Origin of the sequence: Halobacillus litoralis (assembly GCF_004101865.1) — a bacterium.
GTDB classification, from domain to species: Bacteria; Bacillota; Bacilli; order Bacillales; family Halobacillaceae; genus Halobacillus; species Halobacillus litoralis_A.
The window spans coordinates 524,330-543,554 of record NZ_CP026118.1 but is presented as its reverse complement, the minus strand read 5'-3'; the positions used below and the strand labels follow the sequence as shown (position 1 = coordinate 543,554).

The window sequence follows — 19,225 nt, the reverse complement described above, 5'->3', positions numbered from 1 at the left end:
GAGAGCCGCTATGGATTTAGCGGCTCTCTCATTTTAAGAAGGGGAGTGCTTTGGAAATGGAACCGTGGATCTCTATTATTGCTGATGTCGGTTTCCCTGTGGCCGTGACATTCTATTTATTGCACCGGGTCGAAGGGAAGCTGGATCAGCTCATTGATACGCTTCACCAATTGCCTGAAAAAATCATTTCCTCCTAAAGGAAACCGTCTAGTCATCCTTCGACTAGACGGTTGTTTAACATAAATTGTGTTTTGGCTGTTATTTCGTCAAACCCCATTCATTGAACGGATAAATGATGAGTTCAGTACGACCGATAATTTCCTCTTCTTTAACGAATCCGAGACCATTACGACTATCTTTACTGATGGAACGATTATCACCCATAACGAAATATTCGCCCTCTGGGACTTTTACAGGACCGAAATCTCTCGTGGCGGATGCCGCCCCTTCAGTCAAATAGCTCTGGGTTTCTTTTTCTCCATTTACATATAACTGATGATTGCGGATTTCAACTGTATCTCCAGGCTGACCAATGATCCGTTTCACATAACTTTTCACCGGACGTTCGATAATGACTATATCGCCTTGGTCGGGCTCATCTATATAGTATATGATTTTATTGAACATGACTCGTTCACCGTTCTGTAGTGTCGGATCCATGCTGGCACCTTCGACGATCGAAGTTGCAAAGAAAAACGTTCTCAGAATAAAGGCCAGCGTTATGGCGACGGCGATGGCTTTCAACCACTCCAACCATTCTTTTTTTGAGCGCTCTGACAATCTCATCTTCCTTTCTCGATGAACATTCATAATCATCTTCATTTTACCATATTCCATACAAAAAGGAAGAAGGAGACTTTGATTTTACAATGCTGTAATATGGAACTGTTTTTATTGGGAGAAAAAGGAAAGCTTGTCGAAAGATAAGAAGTTTTATCATTTTTATTTACAAACAGATGGAAAATTGAGATAATTCTGTTCGTGCAAGAAATGCATGCGAACACACATTCTTTCCTTTTTACCAAAATAAAGATAAAATAGAGTGTGAACAGTCAGGAGGTAGGCGGGGTGCAGATGACCGGAAAAGACCCTCTCTTAACCGAAGTGGAAGTTTTAAGAAAACGGATGACAAAAGTTGCACTTGAGAAAGGACTGGCAAGTGCAGAATCTGTCAAAATAAGTCAAGAATTAGATGCGCTTTTAAATGAGATACAGAAACAAAGGACGAATTGAGTGAACTTATGGAACGGATATTTCCATAAGTTCTTTGTTTTTTGGAATTCATTAAATGAAACGGTTTGTGGATAAAACCGGCCTGTCCGGCCGGCGATATTCTCATCGAATGGTGGAACGGCGATGTTTCAGCAGGAAAAAAGCTGAAACATCGCCGTCTCCTTATTACATCTCATTCTTGCCCTCCAATACCTTGGAAGCGATTCTTTCATTAACATTTTTCTTTAGCAGGATTCCTCCTCTGCCATTTTCAAGAGGTCAGATGGAATTTTTCAAGCCGATCCAAGCCTTTTTCCAAGGTCTTCATGCTATAGGCATAGGATAGTCTCATATAGCCTTTCCCGTACTCAGAAAAGGCATCTCCGGGTACGAGTGCGATACCCGCTTCTTCAACGAGTTGAATCGCTCGATCCATGGTTGATTTTCCTTTTAAGGGGAAGCGGAGGAAAATATAAAAGGCACCATCAGGCTGGGCAAACTCCAGCCCCATCTCTTGCAGGCGTCTCGTTACATAAGAACGGCGTTGTTTATAGGCTTCCCTCATTTTCTTACTATCTTCAGATCCTCTGGTCAGCGCTTCCAAAGCTGCATATTGGCTGATGGATGTCGCACATGAGACATTATACTGATGGACTTTCAGAATATGACGACTGAGCCAGGCAGGCGCAAGGAGATAGCCGATCCGCCACCCTGTCATGCTGTGGGATTTCGACACCCCGTTGATGACGATTACCTGGTCGTGGATTTCCTGAAACGTGGCGATGGATGTATGTTTTTGTTCATAAACGAGTTCACTGTATATTTCATCGGCAAGGAGAAAAAGCTGATGTTTTTTCAGAGTTTCAGCGATGGCCTTTAATTCATCTTCTGTCATGGTTACACCGGTAGGGTTCGAGGGATATGGTAAAATGATTGCTTTTGTTCTGTTTGTCAAGTTGGCTTCAATCAAGTCGCTTGTCAGTTTGAATTGATTTTCACTTGTATCAACAAATACAGGAGTCGCACCTGCTAATCGAATCAAAGGCTCATACCCTGGGTAGACGGGGCCCGGCAGTAATACTTCATCCCCAGGCTGGATTATGGTCCTCAGCGTAATATCAAGCGCCTGGGAAGCCCCGACCGTTACGATAATTTCCTCTTCAGCGCGATAGGATAATTGATAGGTCGTGGACACATGGTGTTCAATCGCTTTTCGTAGTGATAACAGCCCGGCATTGTGAGTGTAGCTTGTCTGGTTGTCTTGAATGGCCTGTATACCAGCCTGTTTGATGTGGTCCGGTGTAGGAAAATCCGGCTGGCCGATTGTTAATGAAATGACATCCTCATAATGGCTGACCATGTTGAAAAAGCGGCGGATCCCTGAAATTTCAATATCTTTTACTTTGGAATTAATTAAATTCTCCATAATATACTCTCCCTTTACAAAAAGTTAACAAAATGTTCAAACAATTCAATCGTGAAACATGTAGAATTTTGTTATAATTCAAAATAAGCCAACGAAAGGAGCTTGATGATGAGACCTAATCGTATTTCGTTTGAAGACTTAGTCGATCGTAATAAACAACAACTTTTGCAAGATCAAGAAGCTATCGAAAAAATTGAGCAGGATATAGATGAAAAACATTCTAAAAGAATCGACTCCGATGAATATGTGAGCTGATGATACCACACACCAAAGCAACCGCCGTACAGGGGTTGCTTTTTTTACTTTTGTTAAAGGAAGTGGCAAAATGTAGATAGGTAACATATTATCGAATGATAGAAGGTGTTTGCAATGAATAATGTCGGATTAGTTCTCGAAGGCGGAGGGATGAGAGGTGCATATACGGCAGGTGTTTTAGACTTTTTCCTCGATGAAGGGATCCATCTCCCTTATGTTGTCGGTGCTTCTGCTGGGGCTTGTAATGGCAGTTCTTACGTTGCCAGGCAGCGGGGGAGGAATTATGAAGTCATTGTCGAATATGGAAATCATCCAGAATACATATCATACAAACGAATGTTCACCCAGCGACAGCTGTTCGGAATGGATTTTATTTTTGATAAACTGCCGAACCAGCTTGTCCCCTTCGATTATGAGACATTCCATCAGCAAACTACAAGATTCGTCGTCGGGACCACAGATATGCAGACAGGTGATCCGGTTTTTTATGACCATTTTCCTGACAGGGACAGCCTGCTGAAAATCATCCGTGCTTCCAGTTCTCTGCCAATGGTGGCACCAAGTATCCAGTATGAGGGGAAACAATTGATGGACGGAGGAATTTCAGATCCAATTCCACTTCAGCCCTCTCTTGATCATGGCAACGATAAGCACGTCGTTGTTTTGACCCGGAATGACGGTTATATCAAAAGAAAGATGAAAGCAGGCTGGTATTTCAACCGTAAATACAAACAATTCCCCTTATTTGCAAAAGCTATGCTTAATCGTCATTTCCGCTATAACAAGCAATTGGAGAAGGTGAAACAGGCTGAGAAAGATGGGTCGGCCTTTGTAATTCGACCTATTCAACCACTGAGAGTGAGCAGAATTGAGAGAAATAGGGATCGTTTGCACCAGCTTTACATACAAGGGTATCAAGAAGCACAAGACCAGGGAGAGCGCCTGGAGAAATTTTTACAAAGTTAATGGGGATGGTGTTTGCGTTGAGGAAGTTGGATTTGAGCCATGAAACTGCTCGGGTTCCTTCCAATCAGTAAGATAGTCAGAATGATGGCATAGAGTGGAAATTGTTTTTGAACCAGGCTCACATAGGAGGAGGCAGTAGGATGAACCTGAACAGCACTTTTGCGAATGAAGTTTATGAAGCGTTAAGGGCACATAGAAATGACGAAAATAGAGGGCCGATGGAGGCTTATATGAAGCACCACTTTCCATTTTTTGGAATCAAGTCGCCCGAGCGGAAACAGATACTCCAACCGATGTTAAAAGAGTATAGGAATGTCTCTGATACAGAACGGGTGGAAGGGGCTTTGCAACTGTTTCAAAAACCAGAACGGGAATGCCAATATGCGGGACTGGCCTTTTTGGAAAAAGGAGTGAAAAAAGCACCGCTTTCCGCTATTGCTGTCTATAAAGAATTACTCATGACTAAGCCTTGGTGGGATACAGTAGATATGATTGCAACCCATTTATGCGGCGGTTATTTCAGGCGATATCCTGAGCTGCTCCCCCCTCTTACAAAAGAATGGAGTCGATCTCCTCATATGTGGGTGAGGAGGTCGAGTCTCCTGCACCAGTTAAAGTTCAAGGAGCAGACAGATGAAGTGCTGTTGTTCGAAACGATCGATTCGCTGAAACATGAGAAAGAGTTTTTCATAGAAAAAGCTATCGGATGGGCCTTGCGTGAATATAGCAAAACGAACCCAGACGCCGTAGTATGTTTCTTGGAGAAAACAGAATGTCGGCCATTAAGCCGGCGGGAAGGTTTGAAATGGCTGAAGAATAAACACCCGGAACGAATTCTGTCCTGACGTTTACCCTGAGCTTCTGTTGTTCATAATGGTGATAGATTGAACAAGGAGCTGAGGATGGAATGAATTTGGGTGAATGGGTCGACCTATCATTTCTTGAGGATACAATAAGGTTATTAGACGACGATCTATTAAACGTATTTGGACTAGAACCGGTCCATGTGCAATTTTCTCTCGTTTTCCTTTTTATGATGGCCTTGATGTGGGTTGTGAAGCCAGTGATTGAGTGGATGATACTGAATCATTGGAAATCACTATCGAGTTATGTAGCAAGCGCACTGTTAGCTCTGGTGTTCCTGCAGCTCATCGATCGTTACGCTATGAGTGATACGACATCTACATTACCTGGATATTACTGGTCGATCTGCCTTCTCGCTATCAGCAGTTATGGACTTGTCTATGTAGGCGCAAAGGCGACGCGTAAAGCATGGATGAAATTTTCGAAACGGAACAAAAGAAAAGTGGCTTGAGAATGAAACTGAGAGCCCCCTTCCTCGTATAATAAGGTGAAACAAGAAAACTGAGGGGGTTCATCATGGAAATCGGCATCATGTTTTTTATGTTTTTCTTATTCGGGTTGGGTTTGCTTATCTTGAATATCGTCACGAGCGTCTGGGCGTACCGGGATTCGTTGCGAAAAGGCCAAAACAGCACTTACAGCCTTGTCGTTTTAATCGGAACGCTTTTTTTCCCTATCGTCGGACTGATCGTTTATATAATCATAAGGAATGATTAGAGTAGAGCAAAAAGCTCTGCTCTTTTTTAAAGTTCAGTTTCGATGCTTTTGCATGAAGCGATGGTGGGTGGGAAAACGGATCGCTTTCCGCGGGGATGGCGGCCAGCCTCCTCGAGCTAAATCTCTGTGGGGTCTAGCCTGCCCATCCATTCCCACAGGAGTCTCACCGTTTTCCCATCCACCATACTTAGGGACGTGCTCGAAACTCCCTTTATGGTCAGGAACATTTTGCTGAAAATGCCCTACACACGACATGGAAGGAAAAATGCTCAACAATGAATAGCGGCTTATATCTCATGTTTTCGAGGAAATTTTATAGCAAGGGACGTCGAGTCATTCCCCGCCGCTCCGTTCCTCTCACCAAACATATCGAAATCAAGCCTCCGGATAAGCAAGACATTATGAGTCTATATACCTGAATCTTTTGTCATAGCTTAACCTTCTCCTCTATATGACGATATATAAAGTGGATTATATAACAGGAAGGGCGATGGCCATGCAGAAAGATCAAGGGATTTTACTAGAAACAGGGACGAACGAACTGGAAATCGTCGAATTCGGTGTCGGAAACAATCGGTTCGGCATTAATGTCATAAAAGTTAAAGAAATTTTGAATCCGCAAGCAGTAACGAAGATCCCTCATTCCCATCCGTCAGTAGAGGGAATCATTGAGATTCGCGGCGAAGTAGTGCCAGTCGTAGATGTCGCGCACGCGCTCGGATTTTCTCCATCAGAAAATCCAAAACAAGACAAATTCATTTTGGCTGAATTCAACAAAACCAAAATTGTTTTTCATGTACATACGGTTACACAAATCCACCGTATTTCCTGGAAGCAGATTGAAAAGCCGAGCAAAATGTACCAGGGTTTGGAAACGCAAATTACAGGTGTTATCAAAATGGGAGAAGAAATGCTGTTGCTCCTCGACTTCGAAAAAGTGGTTGCAGATATTAATCCGGAATCAAGCATTCATACAGAACAGCTTCGCGAGCTTGGAGAGCGTGAACGTTCTCAGAAAAAGATCCTCATAGCTGAAGATTCAGGAATGCTTCGAGCGATGCTTCAAGAAACATTAGGCGAAGCTGGCTACGAAAATACTATCAGCTTTGAAGATGGAAAAGAAGCATATGAGCACTTAGAGAGCTTAGTAGAAGAAGGGAAGTCTGTGGAAGAGGAATACCAATTGATGATCACAGACATTGAAATGCCACGCATGGATGGACACCATCTGACCCGGCTGATTAAAGAAGAACCTAAGTTCAGCGCATTGCCAGTCATTATTTTTTCCTCTTTAATTACTGACGATCTGAGACACAAAGGGGAGGTAGTCGGAGCTGACGCTCAAGTTTCCAAGCCGGAGATTGTGGAACTGGTCAAAATCATCGACCACCATATTTTATAATTGAACACTTAAAGAGCCTGCTCAGAAAAAAACGCTGTGGATCGAGGCCACTGAAGAACCCATCTCAATCTAGAGGAGCTGTTAACGTTTGTTGTTGCTTCTCACGAATCGCTTGTCGGTGGATGCTTGCCGCGGGCACGGCCTCAGCTAACTTGGTCAAGAAGATCACTTGACCAAGTGGATCTTCGGCTCGCGCTGTTCCCGCAGGCGTCACCACCGAACGCTCATCGTGGAAGCAACGAGGCCTACCTAAAAAGAGTGATTTTCTTTGATTTAAAAACAAAGAAAATCACTCTTTTTCCTTGTACATTGAAAGAAGCCGATTTGGACGATTTTATCGTCCAAATCGGCTTCTTTATTTGATGCATAACTCAATAAGTTGCAGTTCTTCAGTGGCCACCTGTGAATCAGCGGCTCTTTTCATGCGTCATTGATATTTGTGCGCTTGTACAATTCATCGTGCCAAGCATAAGCTTGTTGAGATAGGGTTTCGGGACCCTGTTTCGTCGGAGAGGCTTCGACGACCAAACTCTTACCGTGTTCAGAGAGATGTTCATACGCCGCTCTCATTTCAGTAGTGTATTCCATGTACTTCTTCAAATGATATAGGAAATCTTCCATTTCATTTGGTGGCATCTCTATCAACCTCCTCTACAAGCCTCATTCCTTCTTTCGCTAGAAATGAAACCTGTGAATAGGTGCTCGGCTATGGTCTTCTTCTCGGCCGTTGATTCCACGGTGTTCCGGTAGGTTGTCCAAGTAGGCTCGACTGCGCGGAGGTTTGTAGGGTGTGTGCCGGTTTTTTCGGCTGTTTCCAATTCAGAAATTGATATAGCGTCCGCTTTGCTCTCGACAAAGATAGTTTAGGTTTCGGGTTACGATAGGACTGATCGACCTTACCTAAGTGCTTCAATTGCTGGAAGTCCTGTTTGTCGGCAGGGATATGAAAATAATAGCCACCAATTTCAATAAGGAGGGTCGAGTGTTGTTGACTATATTTAGGGTGGTCAGAAAAATGAAGTCCGACTTTTTTTGCTCGCTTCTCGGTTAGCAGCTTATCGATGGTGTGCTTTTTAATGTCGTACAGGTGTTTAGGCTCAGGGGCCGTTTTTGCGTGGCGATTGACGATGAATAAAGATTCGGCTAATTCGCGGTTTGATAGTTGGTTCTCTTTCATCTGAAATCTCCTTTCCATCCAAGTATAGCGGTACACTTGTGTGATTACAATATTTTACATAAGCTTTGTCATTTTTTTAGAGTTTTCAAATCTTCGACGATTTTAGTCACGCTGTCAGCATCGGTTCCGCTATAGCTTTTGATGACTTCTCCTTCAGGTGTAACCAGATAAAAGCTTGTCCCATGGGCGACTTGATTAGAATCAGGTAATTTTTTCAGGGGAGATTGAAAGGATTTGATTGACCATTCTTTCACTTCTTGGAACGTGTACCCTGTCAAGAAATCCCACTGCTCATAATCCGGCTGATAGTCTTTGGAAAATGCCACCAGTTCCTCTGGAGTGTCATTTTTTGGATCGACACTGACCGAAACGAGAGGGACCTCGAGGTTTTCTTCCTTCAATTGATTTTGTAAGCGAGACATATTACCTGTCATCGGTGGGCAAACCGTATCACAATTAGTAAAAATGAAATCCGCTATCCAGTAATCCCCTTTGAAATCCTCCGGCAGCTTCACTTCATTTCCGTGTTGATTGACCGTTGTCATTTGATCGACATTTCTAGACATATTCTCTTCAATCGGTGAGCCGCACGCGCTCACGATCAGGAGCAGTATAACCATTCCGAACCAAATTCTTAACTTCATGCTCTGCCTCCATTTTTTTGAACTTTCTTTAGTGTATCACTTTGAATAAACTCATCCCAGTGTTCGTGAGGTTCTGTCACAAAAATGTTGGCGTTCTCTCAGGATTCCTTCATTTTTAATTGAAAAACTGAAATTTCCGGCTTACATAAAAATCGATAGGGAAGACGTGTGGTTCCAATCCCACGACTCACATAGAGATGAAGTCCCTGGTTTAAGTGATAATAGCCTTCGACGAATCGTTCAGCATATGGAGGGGTGACTAAATAACCGAAAAAGGGGAGCTGTATTTGTCCGCCATGGCTATGGCCGGATAGCTGCACATCAATCGGGTAGTGCTGATACTCTGAAGCGACGTCGGGTTCATGAACCATTAAGATTGTAAAAGGATTCCCCCCGACACGACTCAGCGTTTTCTTAATGTCAGGTCTGCCAAGCATCACATCATCGATGCCTACTAAGGTGAAAGATTCTGTCCCATTTCGAATCACTGTGTGTTGATTTTGTAACAATTCAAATCCTGCCTGTTCCATCACTTCACGAATTTTATCAGTGCCATAGCCGCCATGGTCGTGGTTTCCGTAAATCCAAAACTTTCCGAGTGGTGCGTCCAGCCGCTGCAGTATCTTCGGCAGCTGCGGAGGAAAATCATACGTATGTGGTTCATCAACGAGGTCCCCGGTAAAAAGGATCAAACCTGGTTTTTGCTCATTGATGGTCTCGACAAGTTCTTCGAGTTGGGAAAGGTTGTAGTGGAACCCGATATGGGTATCAGAAAATTGTAGGATTTTGAGGTTATGAAAGTTTTGGGAGATCTTTTCATTTTCGATCGTATAGTTTTGAACTGTGAGCATATGCGGTTCGAAATAGCGCGCATAAGAGTACCCGAATGCGCTGAATCCGAGGATTCCAGCTACACTCGCCAATGTTTGCTTGATGAATTTGCGACGGGTTATTTTCATAACAGCTCTCCTCCGAATTCTCACGTAATTATATCATGAATTTTTTAAGCAAAATGTCGGAATTTAACACTACTTTTAAAAATGAACAGGAATTCATTTTGTGGATGTGGAATGTAACAAAGAGAAGAGGAGGAATTACATATGGAGAATCAAGTGGTGATCGTTACAGGTGGTTCCAGTGGTATGGGACTCTATATGGCCAAACGCTTTGTAGCAGAAGGGGCGAAAGTGGCTATTACTGGAAGGAATATTGAGCGGTTAGAAGAGGCGAAAAAGCAGATTGCAGGCGGCAAAGAAGATTTTGTACTGCCTATTCAAATGGATGTACGCAAAGTGGAAGATGCTGAGCGGATGGTAAAAGAGACAGTGGAAGCATTCGGGCGCATCGACCATTTAGTGAACAATGCAGCAGGAAACTTCATAGCTCCAGCTGAAAAATTGTCAACGAATGGCTGGAACTCTGTCATCAATATTGTTTTAAACGGAACCTTTTATTGCAGCCAGGCAGTCGGAAACTATTGGATTGAAAACAAGATCAAAGGATCGATTTTGAATATGGTAGCTACTTATGCCTGGAATGCCGGAGCGGGAGTCATTCATTCCGCTTCAGCGAAGGCAGGGGTGCTGGCTATGACCCGGACATTGGCAGTGGAGTGGGGTGCTAAATATGGTATTCGGGCCAATGCGATTGCACCTGGTCCGATTGAACGGACAGGAGGAGCAGACAAACTGTTCGAATCTGAGAAAGCCGCCAAGCGTACACTGGCTTCCGTTCCACTAGGGCGCTTGGGCACACCTGAGGAAATTGCTGGTCTTGCTAAGTTCATTCTATCCGATGAAGCTTCCTATATGAATGGTGAAGTGGTGACACTGGACGGCGGACAGTGGTTGAACCAGTTTCCCTTTTGATTGATAAGCCATAGGAGTTTCCAGCGTAGAAATTGATAGTACCAGATTGTTGGAGTGGAGGAATAAATAAAAGAAGCAGGAACCCTTTTTGAGGGATCTCTGCTTCTTTTCATTGTATTTAAAAATACTGTCTTATTCGAACCGGATCCGCTTGCGCTTTTGCATCGTCCCGCTCCAGCGCCTAGCCTCTCGAGGTCTTGGCCCCACACGATGTGGGGTCGTTCGGCGTTGCAACAGGATGTTGTGATTTTAGCCGAACTTCCTCTATACCTTTACTGTGAAGAAAACCGCTCCACAGGCCTAATGTTCTTAAGCTTGTCGAGGCTGTTCGAGGCGCTTGCGCTTTTGAATTCACATTTCTTCTTTTATCCCTTTTCTCACAAGGATCCAGTTGGCGGGGTAGCTTGTGATGAATCCTAACAGCATGGCTATTTGCATCATGAACCAGTAGGTGGGTTCGTTTGGTTTTGGTGGTTCTTGGAACAATACAAAATGGACGATGGCCATCCAACCGAACATTCCTACTTCAAAGGCTATGAGCGAAATTGAATCTGCTTTTACCGCTGCCCATATCGATCTTCTAACGCCAAGATCCTTGTTCATCGGGTAAATCGCATAAAACTGAAAAATGATACCGAATATATAAGCAAGGATGAATTCGACGGTATAATGGGCGAAGAGAGTCGAACCTGCAATCATTAAGCCCGTCAGTGCTACAATTGGAACCCCGACGGCATCTCCGAATGTACACCCTGCTGAACAGTGACTTGTCGAAACGAAAACTTTAGCAGGTCTTCCACGATGATCTTCATTCGATAGGTTTTCCGCTTTTAATCTCCCCCATTTAAAATAGGTCCAAAGGGCGATGGGGCCGAAAAACCATCCATTGATCGGCCAGACGAAATTCATAACCTTCATCATTTGAGGATGTCGGCTGATATCCACAATAATGATAAGAGAAGATAAAAAACCAATCGTCAGGGCAATCCAGGATATAAGAACTAACATGCTATCACCTCAACTAATAATTTCACTATTTATTAATCTATACCCCATATATGTAAAATGATAAACTACATGATTTTTGTTTAATCATCAAGCATTTTTGTTGATTTAAATACCTATACCCGGTATATTCTAATTAGAAAGGAAGATGACGATGAGCAATGAAACATTACCTGAAAACAGTGGTAAGCAGCCTGTACAGCCAAGAACAGAAGATGAGAAGCAAGCTGTGCTGAACCGGTTGAAACGTATAGAAGGTCAAGTGAGAGGGATACAAAAGATGGTGGAAAACGATCGGTATTGTGTAGATATTCTTGTCCAAATCTCCGCCATTAACAATGCTTTGAATAAAGTAGGTTATTCGTTATTAGAACGCCATACCCATCATTGTGTTGCAGATGCGATTAAAAAGGGAGAAGGCGAAGAGGCGATTGATGAGCTGATGAAAGTTGTACAGCAATTCTCCAAGTAAGGAGGTTTTGATAGTGTCAGAACTAAAGAACATGAATGTCGGTATTACCGGTATGACGTGCTCCGCATGTTCCACTCGTATTGAAAAGGTGTTGAACAAAATGGAGGGCGTCGAAGCCAATGTGAACCTGGCGATGGAGAAGGCTAATGTCCGTTACGATGAGCATCTTGTCGATCCTGAGCATATTAAGACCAGAATCGAAAAGCTTGGGTATGGGGTGCAAAAAGAACGAGTGGAGTTGGACATCCAAGGCATGACTTGTTCGGCATGCTCAAGCCGCATTCAAAAGGTATTGAATAAAACGGATGGTGTTGGCCAGGCGACCGTAAACCTGGCAACAGAAGCCGGAGTAGTGGAATACGATCCCGAAAAGTTAAGTGTGGAAGATATCATCGGTAAAGTGAAAAAGTTAGGGTACGAAGCGGTGACCAAACAAGATCGTGAGGAACAGAAAGAACAAAAAGAAGAGGAGCTATCTAAGAAGAAGCGGAAACTATGGTTGTCTGCCATTCTGTCTCTTCCGCTCCTTTATACAATGTTTGCGCACTTGCCGTGGGATATCGGTGTTCCTGTGCCGGACCTGTTGATGAACCCATGGTTTCAGTTCATTTTAGCGACACCTGTCCAATTTTATATTGGTGCTTCTTTTTATAATGGAGCTTATCGGGCATTATCTAATAAAAGTGCCAATATGGATGTGCTCGTGGCCCTCGGTACATCGGCGGCATATTTTTACAGTGTGGTGGAAGCGATTCGGTGGAAGCTGAATCCTGAAATTATGCCCGAGTTGTATTTTGAAACGAGTGCTGTACTGATCACCTTGATTCTTGTCGGTAAGCTTTTTGAAGCGCTGGCGAAAGGCCGGACGACCGCGGCGTTGACGAAGTTATTGAATTTACAGGCTAAAGAAGCAACTGTCATACGAGAGGGCAAAGAAGAGGAAATACCTGTCGACCAGGTGCAAGTCGGTGATGAAATTCTCGTCAAACCAGGAGAGAAAATCCCTGTTGACGGTTCGATTTTAAGCGGAAAAACCTCTGTGGATGAATCAATGATCACAGGTGAATCGATTCCGGTAGAGAAACAAGCAGGCGAGCCGGTCATTGGTGCTACCCTTAATAAGAACGGAACCATTCGGATGGAAGCAGAACGCGTCGGCAAAGATACCGCACTTTCCGGAATTGTGAAAATCGTTGAAGAGGCGCAAGGTTCCAAAGCACCGATCCAGCGGACTGCTGATACTATTTCAGGAATATTTGTTCCTATTGTGGTAGGGATCGCGGTGGTGACATTTCTTATCTGGTATATCTTTGTGGCACCAGGTGAGCTGCCCCCTGCACTTGAGGCAGCAATTGCGGTTCTTGTCATCGCTTGTCCTTGTGCCCTCGGTCTCGCTACTCCGACATCGATTATGGTCGGTACAGGCAAAGGAGCAGAGCAGGGGATTTTATTCAAAGGCGGCGAATATTTAGAAGGCACCCATCGATTGACGACGATACTATTAGACAAAACGGGAACTGTGACGAAAGGAAAACCCGAAGTGACGGATTTCGTTGCGGTAAACGGGCAGGAAAAAGAGCTCCTTGCTAAGGTAGTAGCTGCCGAGAATCCTTCTGAGCACCCTTTAGCAGAAGCGATTGTGCAGTACGGAGACAGCCAGGGTGTTCAGGTGGAAGGGACCACTGATTTTGAAGCAATTCCAGGGTATGGCATTAAAGCAGCTATAGATGGAAAACGTATAGATATCGGCACAAGAAAATTGATGGACCGTGAAAAAATCACCTGGGAAGATTATGAAGAAGTCATCTCAGGGCTTGAAGAAGAAGGAAAAACAGCGATGTATATAGCTGTTGAAGGTCAGCTTGAAGGGTATATAGCTGTTGCGGATACAGTGAAAGAAACATCCAAGCAAGCCATTCGTCATTTGAAAGATCTTGGCTTACAAGTTTTCATGGTCACTGGTGATAATAAACGGACCGCAGAAGCAATTGCCAGCCAAGTAGGCATTGATGGTGTATTTGCAGAAGTGTTACCTGAAGAAAAAGCGGAAAAAGTAAAGGAGTTACAAAAACAAGGCCAGAAAGTCGCCATGGTCGGAGATGGAATCAATGATGCCCCGTCCCTGGCTACAGCTGATATAGGTATTGCGATTGGAACAGGGTCAGATGTGGCCATCGAAACGGCAGATATTACCTTAGTCGGCGGCGACTTAGCCCATTTAAGCAAGGCGATCGGTTTAAGCCGTAAAACAATGCAGAATATCCGTCAAAACTTGTTCTGGGCACTTGCTTATAACACCGCCGGAATCCCGGTAGCTGCCATCGGTTTACTCGCACCTTGGGTTGCAGGCGCCGCGATGGCCTTCAGTTCTGTAAGTGTCGTCACGAACTCGCTACGTTTGAAGAGAGCGAAAATATAAAGAAAAAGGAAAGGAAGTTTTTCATGAAGACGGTTTTGAATGTAGAAGGAATGACTTGTGAACATTGTAAGAGTGCTGTCAATGGGGCATTGAAAGAAGTGGATGGTGTCGAACAAGTCGATGTCGATTTGGAAACAGGAAAAGTAGAAGTTACTCACTCAGAAACGGCGAATAAAGTGGAGATGAGAGAAGTTGTAGAAGAACAGGGCTATGATGTCATTTGAACAAAGGCTTTGTTAAAAGTTGTTAATTTTTCATGTGGCAGGATTCTTGAATAGACGATTTCGAGATAATCAAGGTTCGTTGCCATGTTGAGCTTCAGGGTTGGTGAGGAAGCTACTCGCTTTCCTGTGGGGGACCTGGCGAGCTTCCTCGGGACTATCGCCCTGCGGGATCTCGCCTATCTCCTTCTCCCACGGGAGTCTCGCAGCTTCCCCACCAACCCATTCTGATATATGTGAGAAACGAACCCCCTTACTCAGGGGGATTGTCTTCTCTATCCTTGTGTTATAGTCGTAAAATGCTTTATATCAAGCTCTCTTGATCAGAATACCTTCCTTGGAATTGTCAATCCTCTACTTCCCTTAAGCTCATAGATGCTTATTCCAGAAGTCGTTTCGAGAACCCCATATGGTAAAGGGGCGGAGGGAAACGGTGAGACTCCTATGGGATGTGCGGGACAGCTGAGACCCCACAGGACTTTAAGTCCGAGGAGGCTCAGCGCCCGCCCCATGGAACGCGAACCTTTTCCCGCAGCCCCTAAACTCCCACTAAAGTCTCGAAACTGAGTCTTACACAAAAGGGAGCTTATATCAAAAATCAACACTAAAATTTAACAGAGGCTAAACAAAAGCCAGCCACATGGTCACATCGCATTCTACAAACCTGCCATTGAATCCAATGACGGGGGTACCAATAGCAAGGAGCAGAAAAAAGCCGTCCTGAATAATTTCAGGACGGCTTTTTCGATTCAATTGAGACTCTCGAGATCTCGAGCTGACTAATTATAAGGGTCAATACCCGACAATATAAAAGAAGATGGAGAAAAAATGGAGAATTGAACCGCCAAGCACGAACAAGTGCCAAACCATATGATGGTACTTGAAGCTGCGCCAGACATAAAAGATCGCCCCGATGGAATACATGACTCCCCCAACGACGAGATAAGTGATACCGGCTGCAGGTACCTGTGCTGTCAAAGGTCCCCATGCAAGCACGATCAACCAGCCCATTAATACATAAAAAACGGTGGACATGACGACGAATTTCTTAACGAAAAACATTTTGAAGAGGATACCTAGGACAGCTATGCCCCAAACTGTTCCGAAAAGCGTCCAACCAAGGGTGCCGCGTAATGGAACCAGCAGAATAGGTGTATAGGTTCCTGCAATGAACAAGTAAATCGCCGAATGGTCGAAGATTTCGAAGAGGTCTTTCGCCTTCCCGGCAGGAAAACTATGGACGAGTGTCGAAGAAACATAGAGTACCAGCATCGTAATTCCGTAGATTGTCACGCTTGTAATGTGCCATGCGTTTCCACCGAAACTGGCGAAAACGATAAGCAGGACAAGCATGGCGATACTGAGGATGGCCCCGATCCCATGAGTGATGGCATTGGCTATTTCCTCGCGCTTCGAGAAGGTGTGTGTCATCAATTTTTTCAACCCCAATACTTACTGATACGTTCATTATACGCCCCTGCAGAATAATTATAAAGTTAAGTGCAAATTAATGGTTTGGGTTGCACTGGAACGGGGGTATAAGTATTTCGTCTGAGAGCGCCAGAGAGAGAAATGTCGGGAAATGCGATTCGAGATTCCTGAAAATGTATGATAGAATAAGTAGTGTTTCCAAATAGCGTCTCTTTCTGTTCCTTCAGATGTGTTTGGAAAAAGGAGTGAACATGAAAATGGTAAGTTTAGAAAAAGAAGCATTAAGGATTCCTCTCGTTTCAGAACTTATGATCCCTTCGGAGAAAGTAGCCCATGTGCAAGTCGGTAATCCATTGGAACATGCTCTGTTAGTCCTTGTTAAGTCAGGTTATTCAGCAGTGCCAGTTCTTGATCCCAGATTTAAATTCCAGGGTGTCATAAGCAAGACGAAAATTTTGGAAGAAACGTTAGGTATCGAGGAGTTTGAATTAAATCGTTTATCAGAGATTACAGTCAGTGAAGTGATGGACAATGAAGTTCCTTGTCTACAGTTGGATGACAACATGATTGATGCGATGCACAAGTTGATTGATTATCCCTTTGTTTGCGTGACGAACCCTGAAGGTGAGTTTGACGGCATTGTGACACGTCGTACAATTCTTAAACAGTTCAGTAAGCACTATCACGAAACGTTAAAACATACAATGACTGAAACGACTCTATAATATTATGTAGAATAGATGGCATCTCTAAGGTGTCATCTATTTTTGTATTGAAGGTGAACATACATATGCAATCATACAAACACAGACGTTGGCTTGTGTTAGGCTCAATCATGCTCGCCATGTTTTTGGCAGCTATTGAAGCGACAATCGTTTCGACAGCCATGCCGAGTATCGTCTCTGACTTAGGTGGATTCAGCCTGTATAGCTGGGTTTTTTCTGCGTACTTATTGACAAATGCTGCAACTGTATTAATGTTCGGCAGGTTGTCAGATGTGTTCGGGCGGAAGCCGATTTTCATGATTGGAATCAGCTTGTTCCTGGCAGGTGCAATGCTATGCGCTTTAGCTCCATCGATGGAAGTATTGATTGGCGCAAGGCTCATCCAGGGGCTCGGCGCCGGGGCTCTCATGCCTATTGCAACGACGATTGTCGGTGATTTATATACAAAGGAAGAACGAGCGAAAATACAAGGTTATTTATCAAGTGTGTGGGGAATTTCTGCAGTGACTGGTCCGGCATTAGGCGGTTTTTTCGTAGATGTTCTGAGCTGGCCTTATGTCTTCTGGATGAATGTTCCCTTAGGACTGCTAGCCTTAACGGGTATTCTCCTTTTTTTCAAAGAGGACGTATCCAAGGAAAAACGCTCTGTCGATATTGCTGGTTCTTTATGGGTAGTCACAACGGTAAGTACCATGATGATCATTCTTGTCGAAGGTGGTGTCGGTATCCCTTGGGCATCCTGGACAATGGCTTCAATGATCACAGTCAGCTTGGCAGGGGCGATCATCTTCTTTTTCCATGAGCGTCAGGCAGCTGATCCAATGATGCCGATGGACTTATGGAATATCCGTTCCATCCGATTTGCTAATTTGACATCTTTAACCACAGGGATGATCTTGATTGGTGTGAGCAGTTATTTGCCCGCTTTTGTACAAGGGGTGATGGAGGAATCTGCGACAGTGGCTGGCTTTACACTTACAACGATGTCGATCGGCTGGCCCATTGCAGCAACGGTAGCCGGCCGTCTTATTTTGAAAATCGGCTTTCGGCCGACTGCATTGTCAGGTGGGATTTCCCTCATGATCGGAAGTGGTCTTTTTTCTATATTGACTCCGGAAAAAGGACCTTGGTTTGCGGCTCTCGGTTCGTTGTTCATCGGTATCGGCATGGGACTTTCGACGACATCTTTCATCGTTTCCATCCAGAATAGTGTGACATGGAAAAAACGTGGCATCGCAACGGCGACGAATATGTTCATGCGTACAATTGGTAGTGCCATCGGAGCGGCTTTGCTCGGAGGCCTCCTCAATAGTCGAATCGCAAGAGCAATCGAAAACTCAAGCCTTCCAGCATCTTTTGATGTCGACTCCACCAATGCCCTGTTAAGAGCAGAAAGCAGGCAGGCATTAGGTCCGCAAGAATTGCAGGTGCTTCAAAACGGCCTCACCAGTGGCTTGCAGCTTGTCTATATTGGATTATTCTCTTTAGCTGTCCTGAGTTTTCTGCTAATTCTGCAACTTCCTAAAAAAGAAGATTGATAAACCTATCCTTGCTTTGATAAAGTAAAGGAGGAAAGATATACATAAAGGAGGAGAACGCAATGAAGCAAATGGACGCAAATGAAATCATTTCATTTATTTCAAATAGTGAAAAATCGACCCCGGTCAAAGTTTATCTCAAAGGGGAAAACTTGGAGAACCTTGATTTCGGTGAACAAGTACAAGATTTCTTATCCGAAAATTCTGGTGTGATCTTCGGAGAGTGGAAAGTGATTCAGCCTCTTTTAGAAAAATATCAGAACGAGATCGATGATTACGTGCTTGAGAATGACCGTCGTAATTCAGCGATTCCTTTGCTTGATTTGAAGAAAGTGAATGCCCGCATTGAACCAGGTGCAATCATCCGTGATCAGGTTGAAATCGGAGATGGCGCGGTCATTATGCTAGGTGCAATGATCAATATCGGTTCTGTTGTCGGCGAAGGGACGATGATTGATATGAACGTCGTCCTTGGTGGCCGCGCAACTGTAGGGAAGAACTGCCACATAGGTGCTGGTGCCGTATTAGCCGGTGTGATTGAACCGCCTTCTGCCAGCCCAGTCGTGATTGAAGACGGGGTCGTAATCGGAGCGAATGCGGTCGTATTGGAAGGCGTGACTGTCGGCGAAGGATCTGTAGTCGCTGCAGGCTCCATCGTCACAGCAGACGTACCAGCGAACACCCTGGTAGCAGGAACCCCAGCGAAAGTGATCAAAAAAATCGACGACCAAACAAAATCAAAAACAGAAATCAAACAAGAATTACGAAAATTGGATAATTAAGAAAAGCGTATGCGCCTCGAAAGCTCCGACAGGCATAAGCAAACGCTTGAAGTGGCGGTTTTATGCCACAGCAAGGGGCTTGCTTATGACCCCGAGGAGCT

Annotated in this window: 24 protein-coding genes; 15 read left to right on the top strand and 9 right to left on the bottom strand. The window is 44.2% G+C overall.

From position 1 onward, the window contains the following. Positions 1-56 precede the first annotated feature (56 nt). The gene (locus HLI_RS02760; protein ID WP_128522971.1) at positions 57-197 is read left to right on the top strand and encodes a YvrJ family protein; all 141 of its coding nucleotides are present in this window, start codon (positions 57-59) and stop codon (positions 195-197) included. Between the two features lie 61 nt (positions 198-258). Here the strand turns inward: HLI_RS02760 and lepB are convergent, their stop codons facing one another. Continuing rightward, positions 259-780 (bottom strand): signal peptidase I, encoded by a 522-nt coding sequence (gene lepB / locus HLI_RS02755; RefSeq protein ID WP_128522970.1) that lies wholly within the window; start codon positions 778-780, stop codon positions 259-261. Between the two features lie 294 nt (positions 781-1,074). On the opposite strand from lepB, the gene HLI_RS02750 reads away from it, so the two are divergent. Further along, on the top strand, positions 1,075-1,233 hold the full coding sequence (locus tag HLI_RS02750) for an aspartyl-phosphate phosphatase Spo0E family protein (RefSeq protein WP_164908623.1): 159 nt from the start codon (positions 1,075-1,077) through the stop codon (positions 1,231-1,233). Between the two features lie 250 nt (positions 1,234-1,483). On the opposite strand, the gene HLI_RS02745 is transcribed toward HLI_RS02750, so the two are convergent. Then, the gene (locus tag HLI_RS02745) at positions 1,484-2,638 is read right to left on the bottom strand and encodes an aminotransferase A (protein ID WP_128522968.1); all 1,155 of its coding nucleotides are present in this window, start codon (positions 2,636-2,638) and stop codon (positions 1,484-1,486) included. 108 nt (positions 2,639-2,746) lie between these two features. Between HLI_RS02745 and HLI_RS02740 the strand changes: the two genes are divergently transcribed. The 6 genes from HLI_RS02740 to HLI_RS02715 all read left to right on the top strand — a co-directional run bounded on the left by HLI_RS02740 (position 2,747) and on the right by HLI_RS02715 (position 6,842). Continuing rightward, positions 2,747-2,893, top strand: a complete 147-nt coding sequence (locus tag HLI_RS02740) for an FbpB family small basic protein (RefSeq protein ID WP_128522967.1) — start codon at positions 2,747-2,749, stop codon at positions 2,891-2,893. 114 nt (positions 2,894-3,007) lie between these two features. After that, complete coding sequence (locus HLI_RS02735; protein WP_128522966.1) at positions 3,008-3,859, top strand: patatin-like phospholipase family protein; 852 nt, start codon at positions 3,008-3,010, stop codon at positions 3,857-3,859. Between the two features lie 140 nt (positions 3,860-3,999). Continuing rightward, positions 4,000-4,704, top strand: coding sequence for a DNA alkylation repair protein (locus HLI_RS02730; protein ID WP_128522965.1), 705 nt, complete (start codon positions 4,000-4,002; stop codon positions 4,702-4,704). Positions 4,705-4,766: 62 nt separating this feature from the next. Then, positions 4,767-5,174, top strand: a complete 408-nt coding sequence (locus HLI_RS02725; RefSeq protein ID WP_128522964.1) for a hypothetical protein — start codon at positions 4,767-4,769, stop codon at positions 5,172-5,174. Between the two features lie 65 nt (positions 5,175-5,239). Continuing rightward, complete coding sequence (locus HLI_RS02720) at positions 5,240-5,440, top strand: PLDc N-terminal domain-containing protein (protein ID WP_241655924.1); 201 nt, start codon at positions 5,240-5,242, stop codon at positions 5,438-5,440. A gap of 496 nt (positions 5,441-5,936) precedes the next feature. Next, positions 5,937-6,842, top strand: a complete 906-nt coding sequence (locus tag HLI_RS02715) for a chemotaxis protein (RefSeq protein ID WP_128522963.1) — start codon at positions 5,937-5,939, stop codon at positions 6,840-6,842. Between the two features lie 64 nt (positions 6,843-6,906). Here HLI_RS02715 and HLI_RS21400 read toward each other — a convergent pair whose 3' ends face one another. From HLI_RS21400 to HLI_RS02695, 5 genes are all read right to left on the bottom strand, one after another. After that, positions 6,907-7,059: a hypothetical protein gene (locus HLI_RS21400; RefSeq protein WP_164908446.1), complete on the bottom strand. Its 153-nt coding sequence runs from the start codon at positions 7,057-7,059 to the stop codon at positions 6,907-6,909. Between the two features lie 203 nt (positions 7,060-7,262). Beyond that, positions 7,263-7,478: a hypothetical protein gene (locus HLI_RS02710; protein WP_241655923.1), complete on the bottom strand. Its 216-nt coding sequence runs from the start codon at positions 7,476-7,478 to the stop codon at positions 7,263-7,265. A 70-nt stretch (positions 7,479-7,548) separates the two neighbouring features. Continuing rightward, complete coding sequence (locus tag HLI_RS02705) at positions 7,549-8,019, bottom strand: YkyB family protein (RefSeq protein ID WP_128522961.1); 471 nt, start codon at positions 8,017-8,019, stop codon at positions 7,549-7,551. Between the two features lie 68 nt (positions 8,020-8,087). Further along, positions 8,088-8,663, bottom strand: coding sequence for an SCO family protein (locus HLI_RS02700; protein ID WP_128522960.1), 576 nt, complete (start codon positions 8,661-8,663; stop codon positions 8,088-8,090). 98 nt (positions 8,664-8,761) lie between these two features. After that, positions 8,762-9,622, bottom strand: a complete 861-nt coding sequence (locus HLI_RS02695; RefSeq protein ID WP_128522959.1) for a metallophosphoesterase — start codon at positions 9,620-9,622, stop codon at positions 8,762-8,764. 141 nt (positions 9,623-9,763) lie between these two features. Here HLI_RS02695 and fadH point away from each other — a divergent pair, with 141 nt between their 5' ends. Further along, positions 9,764-10,531: a 2,4-dienoyl-CoA reductase gene (fadH, locus tag HLI_RS02690; protein WP_128522958.1), complete on the top strand. Its 768-nt coding sequence runs from the start codon at positions 9,764-9,766 to the stop codon at positions 10,529-10,531. 351 nt (positions 10,532-10,882) lie between these two features. On the opposite strand, the gene HLI_RS02685 is transcribed toward fadH, so the two are convergent. After that, positions 10,883-11,539 (bottom strand): DUF4396 domain-containing protein, encoded by a 657-nt coding sequence (locus tag HLI_RS02685; RefSeq protein ID WP_128522957.1) that lies wholly within the window; start codon positions 11,537-11,539, stop codon positions 10,883-10,885. A gap of 151 nt (positions 11,540-11,690) precedes the next feature. Between HLI_RS02685 and HLI_RS02680 the strand changes: the two genes are divergently transcribed. From HLI_RS02680 to HLI_RS02670, 3 genes are read left to right on the top strand one after another with little or no spacing between them, the layout of a single operon-like run. Continuing rightward, positions 11,691-12,008: a metal-sensing transcriptional repressor gene (locus HLI_RS02680; RefSeq protein WP_128522956.1), complete on the top strand. Its 318-nt coding sequence runs from the start codon at positions 11,691-11,693 to the stop codon at positions 12,006-12,008. A 13-nt stretch (positions 12,009-12,021) separates the two neighbouring features. Beyond that, complete coding sequence (locus HLI_RS02675; RefSeq protein ID WP_128522955.1) at positions 12,022-14,427, top strand: heavy metal translocating P-type ATPase; 2,406 nt, start codon at positions 12,022-12,024, stop codon at positions 14,425-14,427. A 23-nt stretch (positions 14,428-14,450) separates the two neighbouring features. Then, complete coding sequence (locus tag HLI_RS02670) at positions 14,451-14,651, top strand: cation transporter (RefSeq protein ID WP_128522954.1); 201 nt, start codon at positions 14,451-14,453, stop codon at positions 14,649-14,651. A 789-nt stretch (positions 14,652-15,440) separates the two neighbouring features. Here HLI_RS02670 and trhA read toward each other — a convergent pair. Beyond that, positions 15,441-16,079 carry a PAQR family membrane homeostasis protein TrhA gene (trhA, locus tag HLI_RS02665; protein ID WP_128526796.1) on the bottom strand — a complete coding sequence of 213 codons (639 nt, stop codon included), beginning with the start codon at positions 16,077-16,079 and terminating at the stop codon, positions 15,441-15,443. Positions 16,080-16,336: 257 nt separating this feature from the next. On the opposite strand from trhA, the gene cbpB reads away from it, so the two are divergent. The 3 genes from cbpB to dapD all read left to right on the top strand — a co-directional run bounded on the left by cbpB (position 16,337) and on the right by dapD (position 19,124). Beyond that, positions 16,337-16,804, top strand: coding sequence for a cyclic-di-AMP-binding protein CbpB (cbpB, locus tag HLI_RS02660; RefSeq protein ID WP_128522953.1), 468 nt, complete (start codon positions 16,337-16,339; stop codon positions 16,802-16,804). 65 nt (positions 16,805-16,869) lie between these two features. Beyond that, complete coding sequence (locus HLI_RS02655) at positions 16,870-18,342, top strand: MDR family MFS transporter (protein ID WP_128522952.1); 1,473 nt, start codon at positions 16,870-16,872, stop codon at positions 18,340-18,342. A gap of 62 nt (positions 18,343-18,404) precedes the next feature. Beyond that, positions 18,405-19,124, top strand: coding sequence for a 2,3,4,5-tetrahydropyridine-2,6-dicarboxylate N-acetyltransferase (gene dapD / locus HLI_RS02650; protein ID WP_128522951.1), 720 nt, complete (start codon positions 18,405-18,407; stop codon positions 19,122-19,124). Positions 19,125-19,225 lie beyond the last annotated feature (101 nt).